General features: G+C 40.7%; 17 protein-coding genes. 7 read left to right on the plus strand and 10 right to left on the minus strand.

The features are described from left to right. Positions 1-34: 34 nt before the first annotated feature. The 10 genes from WDA22_06880 to udk form a co-directional block, all read right to left on the minus strand. Complete coding sequence (locus tag WDA22_06880) at positions 35-2,821, minus strand: pitrilysin family protein (protein MFA5833183.1); 2,787 nt, start codon at positions 2,819-2,821, stop codon at positions 35-37. Between the two features lie 149 nt (positions 2,822-2,970). Next, entirely contained in the window at positions 2,971-3,336 is a 366-nt protein-coding gene (locus tag WDA22_06885; GenBank protein ID MFA5833184.1) for a DUF1304 domain-containing protein, read from the minus strand. 332 nt (positions 3,337-3,668) lie between these two features. Continuing rightward, on the minus strand, positions 3,669-4,238 hold the full coding sequence (locus tag WDA22_06890; GenBank protein MFA5833185.1) for a transposase: 570 nt from the start codon (positions 4,236-4,238) through the stop codon (positions 3,669-3,671). Positions 4,239-4,309: 71 nt separating this feature from the next. After that, positions 4,310-5,845, minus strand: a complete 1,536-nt coding sequence (locus tag WDA22_06895) for a YifB family Mg chelatase-like AAA ATPase (protein ID MFA5833186.1) — start codon at positions 5,843-5,845, stop codon at positions 4,310-4,312. Positions 5,846-6,122: 277 nt separating this feature from the next. Continuing rightward, entirely contained in the window at positions 6,123-6,638 is a 516-nt protein-coding gene (gene nuoI, locus WDA22_06900) for an NADH-quinone oxidoreductase subunit NuoI (GenBank protein ID MFA5833187.1), read from the minus strand. A gap of 1 nt (position 6,639) precedes the next feature. After that, on the minus strand, positions 6,640-7,719 hold the full coding sequence (gene nuoH / locus WDA22_06905) for an NADH-quinone oxidoreductase subunit NuoH (GenBank protein ID MFA5833188.1): 1,080 nt from the start codon (positions 7,717-7,719) through the stop codon (positions 6,640-6,642). Between the two features lie 15 nt (positions 7,720-7,734). Next, on the minus strand, positions 7,735-9,408 hold the full coding sequence (locus WDA22_06910) for a molybdopterin-dependent oxidoreductase (protein MFA5833189.1): 1,674 nt from the start codon (positions 9,406-9,408) through the stop codon (positions 7,735-7,737). Between the two features lie 158 nt (positions 9,409-9,566). Further along, positions 9,567-10,682 (minus strand): alanine dehydrogenase, encoded by a 1,116-nt coding sequence (ald, locus tag WDA22_06915; GenBank protein MFA5833190.1) that lies wholly within the window; start codon positions 10,680-10,682, stop codon positions 9,567-9,569. A gap of 39 nt (positions 10,683-10,721) precedes the next feature. Continuing rightward, entirely contained in the window at positions 10,722-11,972 is a 1,251-nt protein-coding gene (locus WDA22_06920) for a pitrilysin family protein (GenBank protein MFA5833191.1), read from the minus strand. A gap of 174 nt (positions 11,973-12,146) precedes the next feature. After that, complete coding sequence (udk, locus tag WDA22_06925) at positions 12,147-12,764, minus strand: uridine kinase (GenBank protein MFA5833192.1); 618 nt, start codon at positions 12,762-12,764, stop codon at positions 12,147-12,149. Between the two features lie 127 nt (positions 12,765-12,891). Between udk and WDA22_06930 the strand changes: the two genes are divergently transcribed. The 7 genes from WDA22_06930 to WDA22_06960 are packed head-to-tail and all read left to right on the plus strand — an operon-like array spanning position 12,892 to position 20,208. After that, positions 12,892-13,995: a glycosyltransferase gene (locus WDA22_06930; protein ID MFA5833193.1), complete on the plus strand. Its 1,104-nt coding sequence runs from the start codon at positions 12,892-12,894 to the stop codon at positions 13,993-13,995. Next, positions 13,992-14,936 carry a lysylphosphatidylglycerol synthase transmembrane domain-containing protein gene (locus WDA22_06935; GenBank protein MFA5833194.1) on the plus strand — a complete coding sequence of 315 codons (945 nt, stop codon included), beginning with the start codon at positions 13,992-13,994 and terminating at the stop codon, positions 14,934-14,936. The genes WDA22_06930 and WDA22_06935 overlap by 4 nt, the downstream gene beginning before the upstream one ends. Beyond that, positions 14,936-16,084 (plus strand): glycosyltransferase, encoded by a 1,149-nt coding sequence (locus WDA22_06940; GenBank protein MFA5833195.1) that lies wholly within the window; start codon positions 14,936-14,938, stop codon positions 16,082-16,084. The genes WDA22_06935 and WDA22_06940 overlap by 1 nt, the downstream gene beginning before the upstream one ends. Beyond that, positions 16,081-16,701 carry a polysaccharide deacetylase family protein gene (locus tag WDA22_06945; protein ID MFA5833196.1) on the plus strand — a complete coding sequence of 207 codons (621 nt, stop codon included), beginning with the start codon at positions 16,081-16,083 and terminating at the stop codon, positions 16,699-16,701. The genes WDA22_06940 and WDA22_06945 overlap by 4 nt, the downstream gene beginning before the upstream one ends. Continuing rightward, positions 16,698-17,780, plus strand: coding sequence for a glycosyltransferase (locus WDA22_06950; protein ID MFA5833197.1), 1,083 nt, complete (start codon positions 16,698-16,700; stop codon positions 17,778-17,780). Before WDA22_06945 ends, WDA22_06950 begins: the two co-directional genes overlap by 4 nt. Then, complete coding sequence (locus tag WDA22_06955; protein MFA5833198.1) at positions 17,780-19,390, plus strand: hypothetical protein; 1,611 nt, start codon at positions 17,780-17,782, stop codon at positions 19,388-19,390. The genes WDA22_06950 and WDA22_06955 overlap by 1 nt, the downstream gene beginning before the upstream one ends. Beyond that, positions 19,390-20,208 (plus strand): DUF1207 domain-containing protein, encoded by an 819-nt coding sequence (locus WDA22_06960; protein MFA5833199.1) that lies wholly within the window; start codon positions 19,390-19,392, stop codon positions 20,206-20,208. Before WDA22_06955 ends, WDA22_06960 begins: the two co-directional genes overlap by 1 nt.

Here is a 20,208-nt window from a genome sequence, read left to right on the forward strand (position 1 = left end):
TTGTTTTTTAAACTACAATCCTATCCGACTTTAGTTACTTCTTTTTCTCCATCGGTGGCAACTTTTGTTCCAGTGTTGATAGATCATTGCCGTCGGCATCAAGGTATTTTATTTCGCCGTAGTTCAGTTCTTTAATTCCCTGTTCAATTTTAGCCTTGTCTCCAACGACAACCCAGACGAGATTATCGGGACGGAGAACTTTCTTGGCAACTGAAGCTACATCATCATACTCCATTCCTTGTAACGTTTTGGCATAGGTTGACCAATAATCATCTTCATACCCAAAACGTACCATTTCAGTGATGGATCCAAGTACGGCATTATTTGTTTCCCATCGGCCGCCAAGACGGAGCGATGCATTTTTCTGTACTTTTTCAAATTCTTCTTTCGAAACAGGTTTTGAAGAAACGATTTCGCTCAATTCTTTTTTGATCTCAACAAATGATTCTTTTGTTTTATCCGTTTGAACAGGAGCAATCGTTAGGAACGGACGCTGTCCTTTTGCCGCAACAAAAGTGGTAAAGGCACCATACGCCCAATGTTTGTCTTCACGTAAATTCATGTTCACACGCGATGTGAAAGCACCGCCGAGAATTTCGTTCATCATGGTAATGGCAAATTCATCCGGATTTGCCTTTTGAACTGCAACATGACCTGCAAAGATATTTGATTGAAGAGCACCAGGTTTATCAACAATGTAGACAGTCGGTTTTTCCGGTATTGATACGTCAGAGATATTCTTTTTTGGAATATTCTTGTCCATTTTCCAATCTTTAAATAATTTTTCGAGTTTTGGCTTCAACTCGCTCATTGTTGTTGCCCCCACAACAATCAGTGTTGCATTGTTCGGTTTGATCCATGACTTATAAAATTTTATCAGATCATCCTTCTTGATTTTTAAAACGGATTCTTCCGTTCCCGAACCGGTTAACGGATTTCCATACGCATGGTCCTTGCCATAAAGAACTTTGGGCATCACACGCATTGCCATAGATTGCGGCGAGCTTTTTTCATTCTGTATTCCTGCAAGCAATTGCTGTTGTAATCGTTTAAAATCAGATTCAGGAAATGAAGGATTCAAGACAACATCGCCGAACAGTGTAAGCGATGGATCAAGATTTGCCTTCAATGAAGAGAATGTAACAAGCGACATATCGAGATTCGATCCAGTTCCAAGTGTTGCACCAAGGTTGGAAAGTTCTTCGCTAATCTCCAGTGCTGACCGTGTCTTCGTTCCTTCATCCATCATATCCATCGCTAGAGTCGCAGTACCAGGAAGGGCAAATTGATCCGCAGCATATCCAGCATCAAACAACAGACTAAAATTAACCACCGGAACAGATTGACGCTCCGCTAGAATAATTTTTAATCCATTGGAGAGCGTTGCTCGCTCTAATTTCGGGAATAAAACATCTGCCTGATCAGCGGCTTTGGGCATTGCTTTGCGCAGTGTCGAATCCGCCAGTTCATTCTTATAACTTGGGAAGGGACGTATTTCAATAATATATTCACCGTCACTCAGCCACTGTTTCGCGACTTCGTTAATATTTTGAACCGTTGCATTTTGCAGAGTGTTTAATCGAGTCTTATAATAACTTGCATCGCCGGCAAATACTTCCGCTTGCGCAAGAATATCCGATTTACCGCCAAAGCCGCCGATTCGTTCAATTCCTCGGACAAATGCAGCTACGCGTTGAGTTTTTGCTCTCTGAAGTTCTTGTTCGGTTATTCCCTTTTCCAAAATTTTCTGCATCTCTTCATCGATTGCTTTTTCTACTTTAGCAAGCGGAACTCCCGGTTTGGCATTTCCCATAATGTAAAATTGACTCGCAATTTCTCGACTGTCCATTGCAGCAAAAACTTGTGTGGCAATTTTATCGTCATACACCAGACGTTTGTAAAAACGAGACGTCTTCCCAGCCGAAAGAATATTCGTCAACAGATCAAAGTAGACATTTTCTTCGCTCGCCCATCGGGGAACATTCCAAACCTTATATAACCGTGCTTGAGGTACTCTGTCTTCCGCAACTTGGCGAAGTGTACCGGATCGTTTTGCAATCCACTCGCTGTATTTTGCTACCGGAGGACCGGAAGGAATATCACCAAAAAACTTCTGCATCTTTTCTTTTGCAGTCTTCACATCAATATCGCCGGCAACCACGACAACTGCATTCGCAGCACCGTAGTAAGTTTTAAACCATTCTTTCACATCGTCTAACGAAGCTGCATTCAGATCTTCCATTGAGCCAATCACCGTCCACGAGTACGGATGACCCACCGGCCATGTGGCTTTTACAGAAAGTTCATCAGCAATCGCATACGGTTCATTTTCACCCTGACGTTTTTCATTTTGCACCACTCCGCGTTGTTCATCAAGTTTTGCTTGATTGATGGCGCCGAGAAGATGGCCCATCCGATCGGATTCCATCCACAGAGCGATATCCGCTGCATTCTTTGGAACATTCTGAAAATAATTGGTACGATCTTCGTTTGTTGTGCCATTCAAATCTGTTGCTCCAATCCGTTCCATGGTTTTGAAATAATCATCATTAAAATTTTCACTTCCATTGAACATTAAATGTTCGAACAAATGAGCAAAACCGCTTTTCCCAAGTTTTTCGTTCTTTGAACCTACATGATACCATACGTTCACAGCCACTACAGGTGCTTTATGATCTTCATGCACGATCACTGTTAATCCATTATCCAATGTGAATTTTTCATATGGAATATTAATATCAGCAACCATGCTTTTGGTTTGCGCTTTCATTTGTGACAATGTAATCATCGCCACAAAAAGGAAAAGACCGAATGTCTTCATTTCATCTCCTTGAAGATTGTGAATAAATAGTAGAAAAAAATAAAATTGATTAAACATCACGATAGTGGGATGAATTTACGAAAATATTCGAAAGAAGTTATGCAGAATGTAGACCGAATAAGTTTTTGTTACAATTGTTAATGCAAATGCTATAGAAATAACAAAACTGTCAATGTAATCAATGCCGGGAGAGCTTGAGTAAAAAATATTTTTTTCATTGCTGTTGCTGCACCGTAGACTCCTGCAACCACCACGCAGGATGTAAAAAAGAGAGCCACATTCTTTGACCAGATAGGGTCTTGAATAAGCAGTGACCAGATTAAACCGGCTGCAAGAAATCCATTATAGAGTCCCTGATTTGCCGCCAAGGCCTTTGTCTTTTCAAACATATCCGAAGGAAGAGTGCTAAACGTTTTTCGTCCAAGCGGTTTCGTCCACATAAACATCTCCAGCCATAGTATATAAAGGTGTTCAACGGCAACAAAACCAACCAATATTTGTGAAACGAGATTCATCATGACTCCTTCGTTACATTCAGAGGATACTGTGCAACTATGTTGATTTGCTTCGCATTACTCAAATATTTCAACTGAATATCCGTACTTCCGATGAGATTCGCAAATAATAACAAAACCTTGGCAAGATTATGATTGTATCAAAACAATAATATTTATCTCAAACCGAGTGTATCAACCTGTGTTGTTTCTGGCATAGAAACATTTAGCGTTTTATTTCTATCTGCAAATAATTCTGTTTGAAGTATCCAACAAATCCGTGTTTTGAGAGCAAATACCCTCTACCCTTGTCAAGGTTTAAGTAACATTTCGAAACCTTGACAAGGGTAAAATTACACATCTTCATTAAAATTGTAATTCGCAATAATTTTCTTATCCTTTTCTTCAATATACTCACTAACAAAAAGCGCATAATCCCTTTTACTTCTAAAGTATGCTGTTTCTAAGGCAGAATCAATCAAAATGCCATCTCTCAAACCTATCCATTCCTGATAATTTGAGAATTCCCATTCTTCTGGTTTAGAAACCAATTTTGCAGTAACCGGATTGAGGTGAATATAACGAATTACCTCCAGACAATATGAATCAGTATCAATATGCTTCACTTTCGCCTGTCCTTGAAAGAGTGTTCCACCCAAACCAAAGCGAGCATTAACAGATTGAGTATATGCATTCAATGTAGTTTTTAGAAATGCTCCAATTGAACCTGAGTCGCTTTGTTTAAGGACAAGATGATAATGGTTCGACATTAAACAGTACGAAGCTATCGTCACTTGATATTTTAAATGATACTTTACGAAGAGATTAATAAGGTGATGATAATTGTTGGTTTCGAAGAATATTTTTTGTTTGCGTGTTCCACGGTTGTAAACGTGATAATAGTGCTCGGGTAAGTATCCCATAAATTGTTCAACCTTAATAAGAATAACCTTGTCAAGGCTACCGTTACATTTCGAAGCCTTGACAAGGTTATTTACATCCAAACACTTCGATCTAAACTTCTATATTGAATTGCTTCACTCAGATGCTCCGTTTGGATATCCTTGCTACTTGTTAAATCTGCAATCGTCCTTGAAACTTTTAAGATCCGGTCATATGCCCGTGCTGATAAACCAAGTTTTGTCATTGCCATTTTTAATAGATCCTCTCCTGCAGAATCAATTCGACAATATTCCCGAATCTCCTTCGATTGCATTGAAGCATTAGAAAAAAGATTTTTTTGTTGCGAAAATCTTTTCAATTGAATCTTACGCGCCTCCACTACCCGTTCCCGTATCGCACTGGAAGGTTCTCCCGGTTTCTTTTGAGCAAGCTCTGCAACTTTCACCGCCGGCACTTCAATGTGAATATCAATTCTGTCTAATAACGGCCCGGAGATCTTAGCCATATATTTTTGAATCATCATCGGCGTGCAAGTGCATTCATGATGCGGGTTTCCAAAATTGCCGCAGGGACAAGGATTCATGGCACAGACGAGCATAAAATTTGCAGGATAGTCAACGGACATCTTTGAACGACTGATTGTTACTTTGGAATCCTCCAACGGCTGGCGCATCACTTCCAATACATTGCGGGCAAACTCAGGGAGCTCATCTAAAAATAACACACCATGGTGAGAAAGAGAAATTTCTCCAGGACGAGGAATTGTTCCACCTCCGACAAGAGCGGAATCGGAAATAGTGTGGTGTGGGGATCGAAAAGGACGTTGAACAACAAGAGCTGACCCCGGAGACAATAATCCGGAAACAGAATGAATCTTTGTTGTTTCGATACTCTCTTCGAAAGACATCGGCGGGAGAATACTCGGTAGACGACGTGCCAGCATTGTTTTTCCGGAACCTGGAGGCCCTATCATGATAATATTGTGACCACCCGCTGCGGCAACTTCCAAGGCTCGTTTTACATTTTCTTGACCCTTCACATCAGAAAAATCCTGGAAGTATTTTTGTTCAACAGCAAATACTTGTTGAAGATCCAAACGCAATGGATCGATTAATGACTTCCCTTCTAAAATTTCAGCAGCATCGGTTAACGTCTCAACACCGTAGACGTCGATACCCTCAACCATCCCAGCTTCGTTGGCATTTTGTTTTGGAAGAATAATTCCCTGGATTCCTTTTTTCTTCATTTCCACGGCGATAGGAAGCACGCCATGGACCGGACGCATTGTCCCTTCCAACGAAAGTTCACCAAGAATAACAAACTCTTTCAATCGATCTTCACGTATTTGACCGCTGGACGCAAGCATCCCTATGGCAATCGGCAAGTCGTAAGCAGAACCTTCCTTTTTGACATCGGCAGGCGCAAGATTGATGGTGATCCGTTTATTGGGATAGGTATAAGCAGAGTTTTTAATTGCAGTAGCAACTCGTTCGCGAGATTCTTTTACGGCGTTATCCGGCAGACCAACCATAAAAAAATTCGGAACCGTGTTTTCAATATTTGTCTCAATTTCAATGAGATATGCGTTAATGCCGTACGTTGCAGCGGAGAGAACCGTTGTAAGCATATATCTTCCTTGCGCAATATTTCGGAATCTTTTTGTTGAGAATAACTTTGAAAAGATTCCAAATTTCGAATGAATGTCCTCGCCGCAAGCCGCGAGGTATATTGTCATGCCAGCGTACGCTGGCATCCAGTTCCTGGATTCCGGCTTTCGCCGGAATGACGCCGCAAGCGGCGGGGAATTAGACCCTTAAGAGATTAAACCTCTTTAAAACAGCAATGCGCCGATAATATATTCAGCGCATTGCTTAGTTCAAATGAAATTCAATTTACTTTAGAGGTCACCGATGGTCGCGTAAGAAATCCAATCGTGGTTTCATTTCTTCAGCTGATTTCAAAAGCCGATCTTTCCCAAAAATTGATTCCTGTTGACTGGAGAAGGCCAGTTCATATTCATTGCTCATAATGATCGCTTCTTCGGGACAGACTTCCTCGCAGAATCCACAGAAGATACAGCGGGTCATGTTGATTTCAAATTTTTCAGGATAACGTTCCTTCGTCAGTTCTGTTTCTGCTGCCTGCACTTCAATCGCCAATGCCGGACAAACTCTGCTGCACAATCCGCAGGCCACACAACGCTCTGTACCGTTTTCTTCCACCAACACCGGTCGTCCTCTAAACGAAGCCGCATGTTCGAACTTTACTTCCGGGTATTGAATCGTAAACTTCGGTTTGAAAATTTGTTTCACGGCAGTGAACATTCCTTTTAGTATTTCAAGAACGTAAGCACGTTGAAGAAACGAAAGATCCTTCACACGAATCAATTCACTTTTTTCTAATAATTTTTCGTCGCTCATATTAATTGAACCATGTATGAATAGGTTTAAGAATAAACAATCCTGTCAAGGCAATATTGAGAAGCGACAACGGAAGCATCACTTTCCAACCAAGATTCATCAATTGATCGTAACGGAATCGCGGCATCGACCATCGAACGATCATGAAGAAAACAACAACCAGCGCAAACTTTGTAAAGAACGCGCCAAGCTGTAACAAACTTACAAGTATCGGTGGAAGGTTGAAATAATCAATATATGGTGCCTGCCATCCACCAAGATACAAAGTCGTGATCATACTTGCGGCTGCGAACAATGCAAGATACTCGGACAACATAAACATTCCGAATTTCATTCCGGTATATTCCGTGTGGTATCCTGCGACAAGTTCCGGTTCTGCTTCGGGAAGATCAAACGGTAATCGGTTTGTTTCAGCAAACATTGCCACGAAAAAAGTGACAAACCCTATCGGCTGTAAAAATATGTTCCAGTTTGGCAAGAAACCAAAAAGATAATAACCACTTTGTGCTTTCACGATATCATCCAGCTGCAAAGTGTTATTCAACATCACAATACCAATAATCGATAGACCAAGAGAAAGTTCATAGCTGATCATTTGTGCTGAGGAACGAATTCCGCCGAGAAGCGAATATTTGTTATTGGATGACCATCCGCTCAATGTTATTCCATAAACTGCTAACGAAGAAAGCGCCAGAACATAAAGAACGGCAATATTCACATCGGCAATCTGTAACTTTATGTCATAGGCAACTCCGTTTAAAACAATGGGAAGGGTATCGCCAAACGGAATCACCGCAAATGTTGAAAATGCAATAGTCAAAGAGATTAGCGGTCCAAGCGAATGGACAAATTTATTTGCAGCAGCCGGAACAATATCTTCTTTAAAGAACAATTTCGGAATGTCAGCAAACGGTTGAGCCAGCCCAAGCCAGCCCACACGATTTGGTCCAATACGATTTTGGATCCAGGCACTGAGTTTACGTTCTAATTGAACTCCAAGATACGTTACACACGGAAGGAGAATTCCGAAAATAACAATCAGGATTTTAATAAGTGCTTCTATTACTGGTGAAATTTCCATATCAATATCTATCGATTAAACAGTTACATGAGTTTGTTTGAGAACTGCACCTTTTTTACCGACCTTCAAATACGAAAGACCTTTGAAGCCTTCAACTTTTTGACAAATTTCGTTGAATACATCGTCTGCGTTATTGAATTTGTACTTCGTCCCCATCACTCCGGCTATGCTTGTAACAATCTTCCACGAAGGACGTGCATCGCGACGAGGGCCTTTTCCCCATTTGTCATTATGGGCTGCAAATTTGTCCCATCGGCTCATTTCGAAATTATCTAGTGCGCGGTCCTGCTCAAGAGTCGTCACGGCAGGACGAATACGCTGAACGCGATTCTGGAAATTTGTTATTGTTCCGTTCTTTTCTGCATATGTTGAAGCAGCAAGAACAACGTGAGCATATTGAGTAGTCTTAGTGTGGTTAGTTGCGTGAACGGCAAAAAATTCCAGATTGGATAATGCTTCTTCCACTCCGGGGAGCGATGCAATATCATCTTCCAGACAATAGAGTGCTTTTATTTTCCCGGCCTTCACTGCAGAAATAATCTGTTCAAAATGCAATCCATTGTCGTGCGGAACAACGCCGACAGCAATCGCACCAGAGGCATTTGGTGTTTTGTCAGCTCTGATCAAAACTGCATCATCTGCTCCTTCAGTAAGACGACTAAAATCTATATTGCGTGTCCCGATAACTTCTCTGGCAAATTTTGCAAAAACATAATTATCTTCATTCGTTGCAAATGAGGAACCGAGAAATGCAATTTCATTTTTATTGAATGATTTTAATTCGGAAGCAACCTTCGCAACTGCTTCATCCCAGCCAACTTCCACTAACTGTCCTTCTTTTCTGATCTTGGGAGCTTTGATGCGATGTTCTGAGTTAACGTCTTTCCAGGTATTCAACCGTCCATGATCACACATCCAAACGCTGTTCACATCGTCATTCTTTCGGGGATTCAATCGAAGAATTTCATTATTCCGTACGCCGATCTCAACATTACATCCTCGCGCACAGCCATTACAGACTGAATCTGTAAACGACATCTCCCATACACGGGATTTGAAACGGAAATCTTTATTGGTTAACGCGCCGACCGGACAGATGTCCACAACATTCATTGAATACGGATTGTCCAATGCTTCACCCGGAAAGGTGGTGAGTTCAACGCGATCGCCGCGTTGTACAAATTGCAATTGGTGCTGGCCTGCAATTTCATCGCAGAAGCGTATGCAGCGTGAACACATGATGCAGCGTTCAGCATCAAGCATTACATGCGGACCAACATCGACTCGTTTTGGTTTGTGAACTTTGTTTTCGACGAACCTGCTGAATCCTTTACTGTACTTATAAGTATAGTCCTGAAGTTTACATTCACCGGCTTCATCACAGATAGGACAATCGAGAGGATGGTTAATCAGAATGAATTCCATCACTGCTTCACGAGCATTAATCACTCGATCATTCTTCGTGTTGACAACCATCCCATCAGTTACTTGTGTCATACAGGCGATGGCGAGCTTCGGCATTTTCTCTACTTCCACCAAGCAAATGCGGCAGTTGCCGGAAGCGGAAAGCTTTTCGTGCCAGCAAAAATGTGGTATATGTACCTTGTTTTCGCGGGCGGCTTCAATGATCGTCTTTTTATTATCGACTTCGTATTGTACGCCGTCAAGAGTAATTTTTACGTTAGGCATTGGTATCGGAAAGATTTGTGTCGATCGTTAAACAATAACTTAATAAAACATGATACAAATGTATCAAAAAAAGTTCAAGAATGGAAGGAGAAAATTGCAGGGTATTTAAAACAAAAAACCTTCCGAAGGTCTCTTCGGAAGGTTTTTACGATATCAGATTATCGCAAAATTGTATCGACCGGTGTGTATTTCATATTGAACGCATCGGCAACACTCTTATACGTGATGAGACCATCAACCATGTTTAAACCGTGTTTCAATTCTTTGTTTTGTTGAACGGCTTTCTCCCACCCTTTGTTTGCTAATTCAACTGCATACGGCAATGTAGCATTTGTTAACGCAATGGTAGAAGTAAACGGAACCGCACCCGGCATATTTGCAACGCAATAATGGATCACATTATCGATGACAAATGTCGGATTTTCATGCGTCGTTGGTTTGCATGTTTCAATACAACCACCCTGATCGACCGCTACGTCAACAATCACAGAACCTGGTTTCATTGTCTTCAACATTTCTTTTTTGATTAGTTTCGGTGCTTTCGCTCCCGGAATCAATACGGCGCCAATCACAAGATCAGCTGTTTGAATCATTTTCCGAATGTTGTACGGGTTGCTCATCATTGTGGTAACATTTTTTGGCATAATGTCGTCCAACTGTCTCAGACGGTACAAGTTATTATCAAGGATTGTTACTTTTGCTCCGAATCCGGCAGCGATCTTTGCTGCGTTCGTACCAACAATTCCGCCACCCAAGACGATTACATTTGCTGGTTCTGTTCCGGGAACTCCACCAAGCAACACTCCTCTTCCGCCCATGGTACGTTCCAGATATTTCGCTCCTTCTTGCGGAGCCATACGGCCGGCAACTTCACTCATCGGAATAAGAAGCGGAAGTGAATTATCTTCTTTCTGAACTGTTTCATAGGCGATACAAACTGCCTGCGATTTAATCATCGCTACCGTCAATTCTTTGCTCGCTGCAAAATGAAAATAAGTAAATACAATTTGATCACGACGGAGTTGGTTGTATTCAGATTTAATTGGTTCTTTCACCTTAATAATCATATCCGCTTTGTGATACAATTCTTTTGGATTCTTTGCAATTTTGGCTCCTGCTTCAATGTAAGCAGAATCTTCAAATCCGCTGCCGACACCAGCTTTGGTTTCGACATACACGGTATGACCGTACTGGCGCAGTGTTTCTACGCCGACCGGAACAAGTCCTACACGATTTTCATTTGTTTTGATCTCTTTCGGAACTCCGATAATCATAGTATCATCTCACTTGTTTAAGTTTATTGTTGTGGTAATTTAGTTTTTCAATTCAGGATTAAGAATAACTGTTGTGAACTTTTCCATGTCGAACAATTGCTGCGAAACCGTTTGAACCTCTTCCACCGAAACAGAATCAATATTCTTCACAATGGAATCAAGCGGGGTGTACGCTCCATAATATAATTCCCCATTGCCGAGACGCATCATTCTATTTGAAGTACTTTCCAGACTTAATAACATACTCCCCTTCAACTGTGCCTTTGCTCTTTGCAATTCGGATTTTGATAACAGTTTTGTTTTCATTTTGTGTAATTCAGCAAAGGAAAGATCGAGCGCTTTTTGCACGGATTTTTTATCTGTGCCAACATAGATCCCAAACGAACCGGTATCATTCATTAACCCCAAAAATGAATAGACACTATATGCCAATCCATGTTTCTCCCGGATCTGCTGAAAGAGCCGTGAACTCATTCCATCTCCAAGAACGGAATTCATCACCAACGCAGGATATCGCAATTTATTGTGGGCACTAAATGCAATCGTACCAGTGCACACATGTGCCTGCTGAATTGGTTTGGAATATTCCTGAGAATTTCGTTTTGGCTTAAGCGAAGAAAATGTTTTGAATTTTTCACCGCTCTGTTTTTTTCGTGTGAGATATTTTTCCGCCAACTTCACCAACTGTCCATGGGTAATATTCCCTGCCGCGGCCAGAATGATTTTCTCGTTGGAATAGAATTTTTTTGTGTACGAATAAAGATCGTCGCGGGTAAACCGGGAAACATTTTCCGAAGTGCCGATGATCGGACGTGCAAACGGATGCCCGCCAAACAAATGTTTCTCAAAATATTCCTGCACAAGATCGTCCGGATCATCTTCGGAACGTTTGATCTCTTCCAAGATGACGGTCTTTTCTTTTTCCATTTCCTTTATGGGAAAGGTGGAAAACTGAATCATATCGGAAAGAACGTCCACCGCTTTCTCTACATACTCATCCAACACTCGAGCATAATAACATGTATGCTCCTTCGTTGTGAATGCATTCATGTATCCGCCGACGGATTCCAAACTCTGAGCGATCTGTTGAAAATTTCTTTTTTCGGTTCCTTTGAACATCATATGTTCAATAAAGTGGGAAATACCGTTGGATGTTTCGGTTTCGTTTCGGGAACCGGTGTTGATCCAAATTCCAATGGAGGCAGATTTTACAGAAGTAATTTCTTCGGTGATAACACGAATTCCGTTGGCGAGAGTCGTCTTTTTATACGATTGGTGTGCCGATGACACTGAATGAGATAGTTTGCTTCTAATAGACATTCTCTGTTGTTGGCTTTCAATTAAATACGCGTGATGAAGATATATTTTTTTTTGAAAAGTAAAAAGCTATTTTTGGCTCGTTAGCGATTCTTAATGAGCAATGCATAATTATGAATTGCTGTATAATTTTCTTTCAAAAAGACCTTATTTCAGCATGGTTTCAATCTTCACTGCAACCATGTCGATTCCCACAAGATTCTCACTTCCGAGCGGTATGATGACGTCAGCATATCGCTTGCTTGGTTCGACAAATTCAAGATGCATCGGTTTAACAGTGGTGACATATTGATTCATCACTGAATCGATTGAACGACCACGCTCGATGATATCTCGTTTCAGGCGACGAAGCAACCGCTCATCAGCATCAGTATCAATGAAAATTTTAATATCCATTAAATTTCGAAGCTCTAGAGAAGCAAAGATCAAAATTCCTTCAATGATAATGATATCCTTCGGTTCCAGATGACGCGTCTCTTTCATTCTAGAGTGTGTCGTAAAGTTGTACAACGGCTGTTCAATCGGAATTCCCTTCCGCAATTCTTTGATATGCTCAACAAGCAGTGTTGTCTCCAGCGAATCAGGATGATCAAAGTTGATATGGTCGGGAGTAATTCCATTGTAAGAGGAAAGATCCCGATAATACGAGTCGTGTTGAATAACAACAACATTTTCGGTGAAATGTAATCGTTCCAAAATCTTGTTTGTAACGGATGTTTTTCCGGAACCGGTGCCGCCGGCTATTCCAATGACTAATTGGCGCATTTCAATTTTTCCTTTTGTAATACAAAAGAATATAGGTGAAGAAAACTTGAAAGCAAAAACTATTTACAGAAAAGGAAACTAATTCTATTATATTGAATGGAATGAAATCTTTGGTTATTTTGAAGGTATGATCGAACAACTGCTCTTCTGGCTGCTTATTTTCCTCGGGTCAATGTACGCCATTATTCACCTGTGTTTATGGATCGGATTAAACAGACTTGTGAATCCGCATTCCGAGTCAGTTGAACAACCTATTTCCGTAATTGTTGCTGCCAGAAATGAAGAAAAAGTTATAGGATCATTGCTCCAATCATTGGTCGATCAACAATATTCATCTGAAAAGTTTGAAATTATTATTGTCAACGATCGATCCATTGATTCGACTGCATCCATCATCGAAAAGTTCCAAAAACAGTACCGTCATGTTCGTTTGATTACCATTGAAGAAAATACAACCGACATGCCGCACAAAAAAAATGCGCTACGAACAGCAATTGAACAATCACAGTTTGAGATTCTTGCATTCACGGATGCCGATTGTATTGTGCCAAAGAATTGGCTGCGAGAATTATCTAAACAATTTATGAATGATGTCGGCGCAGTTGCTGGATATAGTCCTTATACTCTAAACACTTCGAATTCATTTCTCCGATATGAAGAATATAAAAACTCTCTGCTGGCTGCCTCTGCAGTTGAGTTGAAGAATGCGTTCATGTGTACCGGAAGAAACTTTGCCTATCGTAAAAAAGTGTATAAAGAGGTGAATGGTTTTGAAACAATTAAACACTCCATCAGTGGTGATGATGACCTTTTTTTACAAGTGCTGAAACGAAAAACCAACTGGAACATTCGATACATGATTTCTCGTGAAAGTTATGTGCGGACACTTCCTCCCTCTTCATTTTCACAATTTGTGAATCAGCGAACGAGGCATGTTTCCGCAAGCAAATTTTATTCTAAACATATTCAACTGGCATATTCAGTGATTCACCTTTTTCATCTCTCAGTAATTATTGGATTTTTTATTTCGCCGTTGATTGCATTAATTTTTTTGATGATAAAACTAAATATTGACGGAGCACTTATTGCTCATGGCAAAACAATTTTTCATGAAGAATTTTCTACCATAGAATTTTCACGGAATGAATTGCTTCTGGTGTTGTATTCATTTCTGATTGCACCGCTCGGAATTATTCGAACATTTGAATGGAAAGGAACCAGCGCTGCGTGAAGCAATTTTTCTCTCATCCCGTTGTTTCAACAACTCTGAAGGTTGCTGTTTCTATTCTGTTACTGGGCGGCCTTATCTATTATATAAATCTTGATGACCTTATCACTTCGCTGCAAAATGCAAACTCACTTTATCTCATTATTGGATTTGGTTTAGCTGTTCTTCAATTGATCGTTCATTTTTATCGTTGGCGATATCTGCTCCGTATTATCACAAACAATATTTCAAATAAGGACGTTATTACTTCTCTTTTAGTAGGCTTTACTGCCGGATTTTTTACGCCGGCGCAGCTCGGCGAATTTGCGGGACGAGTTGCAAGTGTTCCGAATGTCAACAAATCGCATGTGATAGGAATTACGGTGATTGATAAGCTTTATTGGGCAGCCCTTACGTTCATTATCGGCGGGACGGGATTAACACTCTTCATTGCAAATTATGGAATTGAATATTGGCACTCAAGCTTTCAATACATTATCATAATTGCCCTTGCCGCAATCGCAGTTATTTTTCTCTTTCCGAAAACCATTAAGGATCTTCTTAAATTTCTTCCGGATAAAATTCGTAATCACCGTTTTTATGAAATGATCCTCGTCATCGAAAATAAATTGCACAACACCAATGGCAGAATATTGTTCGGGTTGACATTTCTTCTCTATGCCGTCATCCTCACTGAATATTATTTTTTAACGATTGCGTTCGCCCCTGTCTCGTTCATTAACGTGATTATCTGTGCATCGTCTGTTTTCTTTGTGAAAGCGGTCATTTTTCCAATATCCTTTGGTGATCTTGGTGTACGGGAAAGTGCAGCAGTGTTCTTTTTTGAAAAAGTAGGAACAAGCGCCGCTGTGGCGTTCAGTGCATCGTTAGTGATGTCGTTTGCCAATATTATCATTCCGGCTGCGATCGGTGCTCTATTGGTCACCAGATTAAAACGAAAATAATGTCCGCGTTTATAGAATATATTTCGTATCTCTTGCTCGGTTTGATATTTGTGTATATCAGACAGATCATCTTTTTTTACCGTGGACTTTCCAGACTTACAAATGGAACGAATTCGTTCCATCATTCAATTACCATTATCATTCCTGCGCGAAATGAAGAAAATAATATCGGTCGTTGTTTAGAGTCTCTTCAACATCAAAACTATCCGAAGGAAAAACTGAATATCATTGTTGTGGATGATCAATCTTCGGACCGGACTGCTCAAATTGTAAAAGAATTTTCGATAAGATCCCCATTCATAATCACGTTATTACACACGGATGTAACGTCTACCATTCGTTCTCCGAAGATCCGTGCACTAACAATGGGAATTCAACATTCCTTGAATGAAATAATCGTAACCACGGACGCAGATTGTGTTGCTTCACCAGAATGGATATCGTCAATCAATACATATTTTGAAGAGCATGTGGGAGTGGTAACAGGATTGACGGTATATGAAAAACAGAAAAATCTTTCGCCGCTTTTTTGGGGGTTTCAATTTTTGGACTTTATCTCTTACACAGCAATAGCGGCCGGCGCAATTGGAATGGGGCGCATGCTTGTGAGCAACGGAAGCAATATGGCGTTTCGCATCCAAGCCTTCGACGATTCGGGCGGTTTTGAGACGTTAACGCATATCAACACAGGTGATGATTCGCTCTTGGCTCAGAAAATAGTTGAGGATGGAAAATGGAAAGCCCGTTTTGCATTTGATAAACGTTCCGAGATCAAAACGCAGCCAGTCTCGACCTGGAAGGAAGTATTTTATCAACGCATGAGATGGGTCGGACAAACCGCATATTATCCTCCGTATATGATGTTCTTTATGATATGCACGTTCATCATGTTTGTGTCATTGGCAGTCGTGTTGCCATTAACATCGATTGAGTGGAACATCATTCCATGGCTCGTGTTTGCCGCAAATATTTTCATTGATTATTTTTTCATGATGAGATTTGCCCTTATCACAAAGACCACCGAAGCAATGAAATATTTTATTCCGACAGCAATCATTCATATACCGTTCGTATTGATTTCAACCGTTGGAGGATATTTTTTCTCCTTTGAATGGAAAGAACGTACTTTAAAAAAAGAATCCCAATGATTACGCACACCGGAATATTACACCGCACACTCTTCCCTTCGTTACTTTGGAGAATGCCGGGAAAAAAAATCTTCCTTACATTTGATGATGGTCCGCATTCGATTGCCACACCAGTTGTGTTGGATATTTTAAAAAAACACGGTGTGCACGCAACATTCTTTCTGTCAGGAAAAAATATTGAGGGTAGAGAAGACATTGTGTGTCGAATCGTCAACGAAGGACATTCTGTTGGAATTCATGCATTCAATCATTCCCGCAGGTTAGCTTTTTCAAAAAAGGAGACAGTAACAGAGATCAAGAAAACTGAAGCGATTCTCTCTCGGATTGTTAAGGAAAAAGTTCGATTATTTCGTCCTCCGTTTGGTTTTTTCTTGTGGAATACCGTTTCCGCAGCGAAAGAGCTTGGGTATTGTCTTGTGATGTGGAGTTGTTTAACCGGTGATTTCAGGAATTGGACAACCGAGAAAATTACACATGTATCGCTTAATCACATCGCCAACGGATCCATTCTGGTATTTCATGATAATGATCTGACGCAGCATAAGATCGGACAGATTCTTGAGCACGTCATACCAGAAATTCAAAAGCGCGGTTTTAAGTTCGGAGCCATTCGATGAAGAAAAAAAGGATTCTTATCGCTCCGCTTGATTGGGGACTTGGACATGCCACACGATGCATTCCAATCATAAACGAATTGATTGCAAAGAATGTTGAAGTTGTTATCGCTGCCGATAATCGTCCGGCAGGATTATTAAAAAGAGAATTCCCACAACTCGAGCATATTCGTTTTCCGGGATATACAATCGACTATCCGGTTAATGCAAATATGGCATGGACAATGTTTCGACAGCTTCCAACATTATTCAAAGGAATTTCGGACGAACATCGATTATTAGAATCATTCATTACAGAGTATGAGATAGACGCAGTTATTTCCGATAACCGGTGGGGTGTTTATTCAAACCGAGTTCCCTCTATATTCATTACACATCAGTTACGAATTTTGCTGTCTAAATATATTCGCTGGGGTCAAGGTATTGTCGATTTTGCAAACAGACAACTGATGAAACCTTTTATCGAAGTTTGGATTCCCGATGTCGATTCCGAAAACAATCTGAGCGGAGATTTGTCTCACACCACACTCGTTCCAAAGAATTCGCATTTTATCGGTCCGCTCTCTCGTCTTACAAAACTGAATTCTATAAATAAGGAACTTGATGTGCTCGTTATACTTTCCGGGCCGGAACCGCAGAGGACAATATTTGAAGCAATGATCACAGATCAATTAAAACAAACGACTATGCGTTCGTTAGTTGTTCGGGGTACTCCAGAACAAAAGCTTAAAATGAAACTTTCGGATACGTTAACGCTTGTCAGCTCGTTAACAGCAAAAGAATTATCAGAAGCCATTGCTTCTTCACACATTATCATCTCCAGACCAGGCTACAGCACAATTATGGATTTGTCTTTTCTTGGAGCAAATGCTATTTTTGTTCCGACTCCTCAGCAGACTGAACAAGAATATTTGGCGCAGCGATTGAAGAAGAAACAAATCTGTTATGCTGAAACTCAAAAAGATTTTTCACTGCCACGATCCCTTGCGCAATTCAATTCCTATTCCGGATTTGTGCAATTTTCCAATGACTATTCCGTACTGCGGCATCGCATTGACAACCTGCTAACCACTCTATCATAATGTTCCTATTCCCTTTTTTTCTGTACGCAGAAACACATTACCGATTCAAATATTTCTTCAGTCTTTATAAGAAATCTGAACCAGAAATTATTGCTGATGCGCCTCATCGTCTTGACCCGGATAAGGCATATCCTATTCTGATTCTTATTAAAGATGCTCACATTTATCCCGTTGAATTACTAAGCGTGAAGATTTCACTTCTTCATAATGCAAGAAAAGTTTACTCTCATACGTTTGAATTTTCTCCTGTATTAAAGATCAGTTCGCATTTTTGGTATAAGATTCTTGATTTGAACTTCTCGGGAAGTCTGGCTTCGTTGTACGGCATGATGTTCCTTGATGTTGAGATCACTACACGACAAAAAGGTAAAATAAAAATTACCCATATCAACAATCATCGTTTCACCTCAAAAGCACCGTTAAAATTTTACCGCTCAAAGACACATCTTCCTGTCATTAATGGCTGGGTGTATGGCGACACACATACACATTCCAACTATACTGAAGACCAAGTGGAATTCGGTTCACCAATTTCCGCTTCGCCTCACCTGTGCCGGTCGATGGGACTTTCGTTTTTTGGTGTTACTGACCATTCATACGACCTGGACGATTCAATCGGAAATTATTTGGTAAACGACCCAAATCTTCCAAAATGGAAAGCGTTCCAGCAGGAAGTCGATGCGATCAATGCAAAGGAAAAAGATTTTGCCGTGCTTCGGGGAGAAGAAGTTTCCTGTACGAATTCTGAGAAGAAGAATGTCCATTTTTTAATTTTTGGCAATCACAATTATTTCCATGGATCTGGCGACAGTGCTGAAAAATGGTTCCGAACGAAGTGTGAATATACCATTCAGGAAATTCTTTTGTTGAAAGAAAAACATGCTGTTGCGTATGCATCACATCCAACGGAAAACGTTCATTTTTTGCAGCAACTCTTACTCAAACGAGATGAATGGACAATTGGAGATATGACGGAAAAAGGGATTTCCGGCTTTCAGATTTTGAACGGCAGCCAGTCCGATGCATTTTTTCGAGGAATGGACATTTGGAAATGGATGCTCAATCGCGGCGAAAAGAAATTTCTTCTGGGCGGAAATGATGCACACGGTAATTTTAATCGTTTTGTTCAGATTAATATCCCTATGGTTTCATTCCGTGAACATGAGACGCAGATCTTCGGAAAAATGAAAACAGCTGTTTTTGCGCATACTGTTTCTGAACAAGCGATCATTGATGCACTTGGGAAAGGAAGAACTGTCATTACGAATGGACCGATTGTCACAATTGAATTGGAGACCGATTCGCCCGACACAGGAATAATTGGAGAAACTGTCAATGGAAAAAAATTCGTTGTAAAACTTCACGGCGCAACAACGGATGAGTTTGGACAGTTTCGTTCCATTAAAATTTTTATGGGAATTATTGGAAAAGGCGAACACAAACTTTTCGACATAAAACATTTCACCGATCCGTATTCGATCCATCAGATCAGCGATTGGCATCAAGCAGAATTCTTTTCGTATATTAGAGCAGAAGCATATACACATGATGCCCACGGCGTAGACCGCAATGGATTTTGTTACACAAACCCGATTTGGATTCAACCGTAATGAAAAATGTTTTTGCACTTCTTCTTTTTTGTACAACAGTTACGTTTTCTGCTGAACCAGGATTCGCTTTCTCTTCAGGCCCTCTTCTCTTTCGGCCGCTGGCGGCAAATACATTCGAACCGCGCATGGGGTTACTCTGGCATACCGACGGCAACCGCTTGCGACTCGATATAGGTAATTCCGTTGATATGGTTCAATATTCATTTGAAGAGAATACGCGACACATTACCATCGGGTCAGATTTTTTCACCTATACACAACTCAGTGGTGAAAAGAATTTTCACTTCCCGGTTGATGCTGTTGATTATCTTTTCGGATTCAACATCAACTACGTCGATACATTGAACGATGGAGTCTTCTCATCCCGGTTGCGCTTGAGCCATATCAGCGCGCATTTTGTGGATGGACATTTTGACGGTTCAACCGGAATTTGGAAAAACAATTTGTCCCCGCGGGTTTACAGTAGAGAGTTTCTGGATCTGGCCATCGGCTTCGAACCGGATAACCAGATACGGGGATATATTGGGTTAATATACATTTGGCATATTGATCCGCTGACGCTGCCAAAACTGCTCGGTTATTTTGGTGTAGAATATCATCGGCATCTTGCGAGTGCATTTGACGGATATACAGCGTATCAATTTACCGCCACAGGACTCCTACCCCGACACGAATTTCAGCTAGGCACTAAAATTGGGACATGGAGCGGCCGCGGCACAAAAGTTTTTTTTGTCTATCATTCGGGAAACAGTATCCACGGGGAGTATCATGATCAAAACGATGAATACTCCGGTGTTGGATTTACTATTGACTTTTAA

The organism is Bacteroidota bacterium (assembly GCA_041658205.1).
Lineage (GTDB): Bacteria > Bacteroidota > Ignavibacteria > UBA10030 > UBA8401 > UBA8401.

Coding starts and splice junctions, on each gene's coding strand:
- WDA22_06880 (MFA5833183.1), bottom strand. CDS start 2,821: ATGAAGACATTCGGTCTTTTCCTTTTTGTGGCGATGATTACATTGTCA.
- WDA22_06885 (MFA5833184.1), bottom strand. CDS start 3,336: ATGAATCTCGTTTCACAAATATTGGTTGGTTTTGTTGCCGTTGAACAC.
- WDA22_06890 (MFA5833185.1), bottom strand. CDS start 4,238: ATGGGATACTTACCCGAGCACTATTATCACGTTTACAACCGTGGAACA.
- WDA22_06895 (MFA5833186.1), bottom strand. CDS start 5,845: ATGCTTACAACGGTTCTCTCCGCTGCAACGTACGGCATTAACGCATAT.
- nuoI (MFA5833187.1), bottom strand. CDS start 6,638: ATGAGCGACGAAAAATTATTAGAAAAAAGTGAATTGATTCGTGTGAAG.
- nuoH (MFA5833188.1), bottom strand. CDS start 7,719: ATGGAAATTTCACCAGTAATAGAAGCACTTATTAAAATCCTGATTGTT.
- WDA22_06910 (MFA5833189.1), bottom strand. CDS start 9,408: ATGCCTAACGTAAAAATTACTCTTGACGGCGTACAATACGAAGTCGAT.
- ald (MFA5833190.1), bottom strand. CDS start 10,682: ATGATTATCGGAGTTCCGAAAGAGATCAAAACAAATGAAAATCGTGTA.
- udk (MFA5833192.1), bottom strand. CDS start 12,764: ATGCGCCAATTAGTCATTGGAATAGCCGGCGGCACCGGTTCCGGAAAA.
- WDA22_06930 (MFA5833193.1), top strand. CDS start 12,892: ATGATCGAACAACTGCTCTTCTGGCTGCTTATTTTCCTCGGGTCAATG.
- WDA22_06940 (MFA5833195.1), top strand. CDS start 14,936: ATGTCCGCGTTTATAGAATATATTTCGTATCTCTTGCTCGGTTTGATA.
- WDA22_06945 (MFA5833196.1), top strand. CDS start 16,081: ATGATTACGCACACCGGAATATTACACCGCACACTCTTCCCTTCGTTA.
- WDA22_06950 (MFA5833197.1), top strand. CDS start 16,698: ATGAAGAAAAAAAGGATTCTTATCGCTCCGCTTGATTGGGGACTTGGA.
- WDA22_06955 (MFA5833198.1), top strand. CDS start 17,780: ATGTTCCTATTCCCTTTTTTTCTGTACGCAGAAACACATTACCGATTC.
- WDA22_06960 (MFA5833199.1), top strand. CDS start 19,390: ATGAAAAATGTTTTTGCACTTCTTCTTTTTTGTACAACAGTTACGTTT.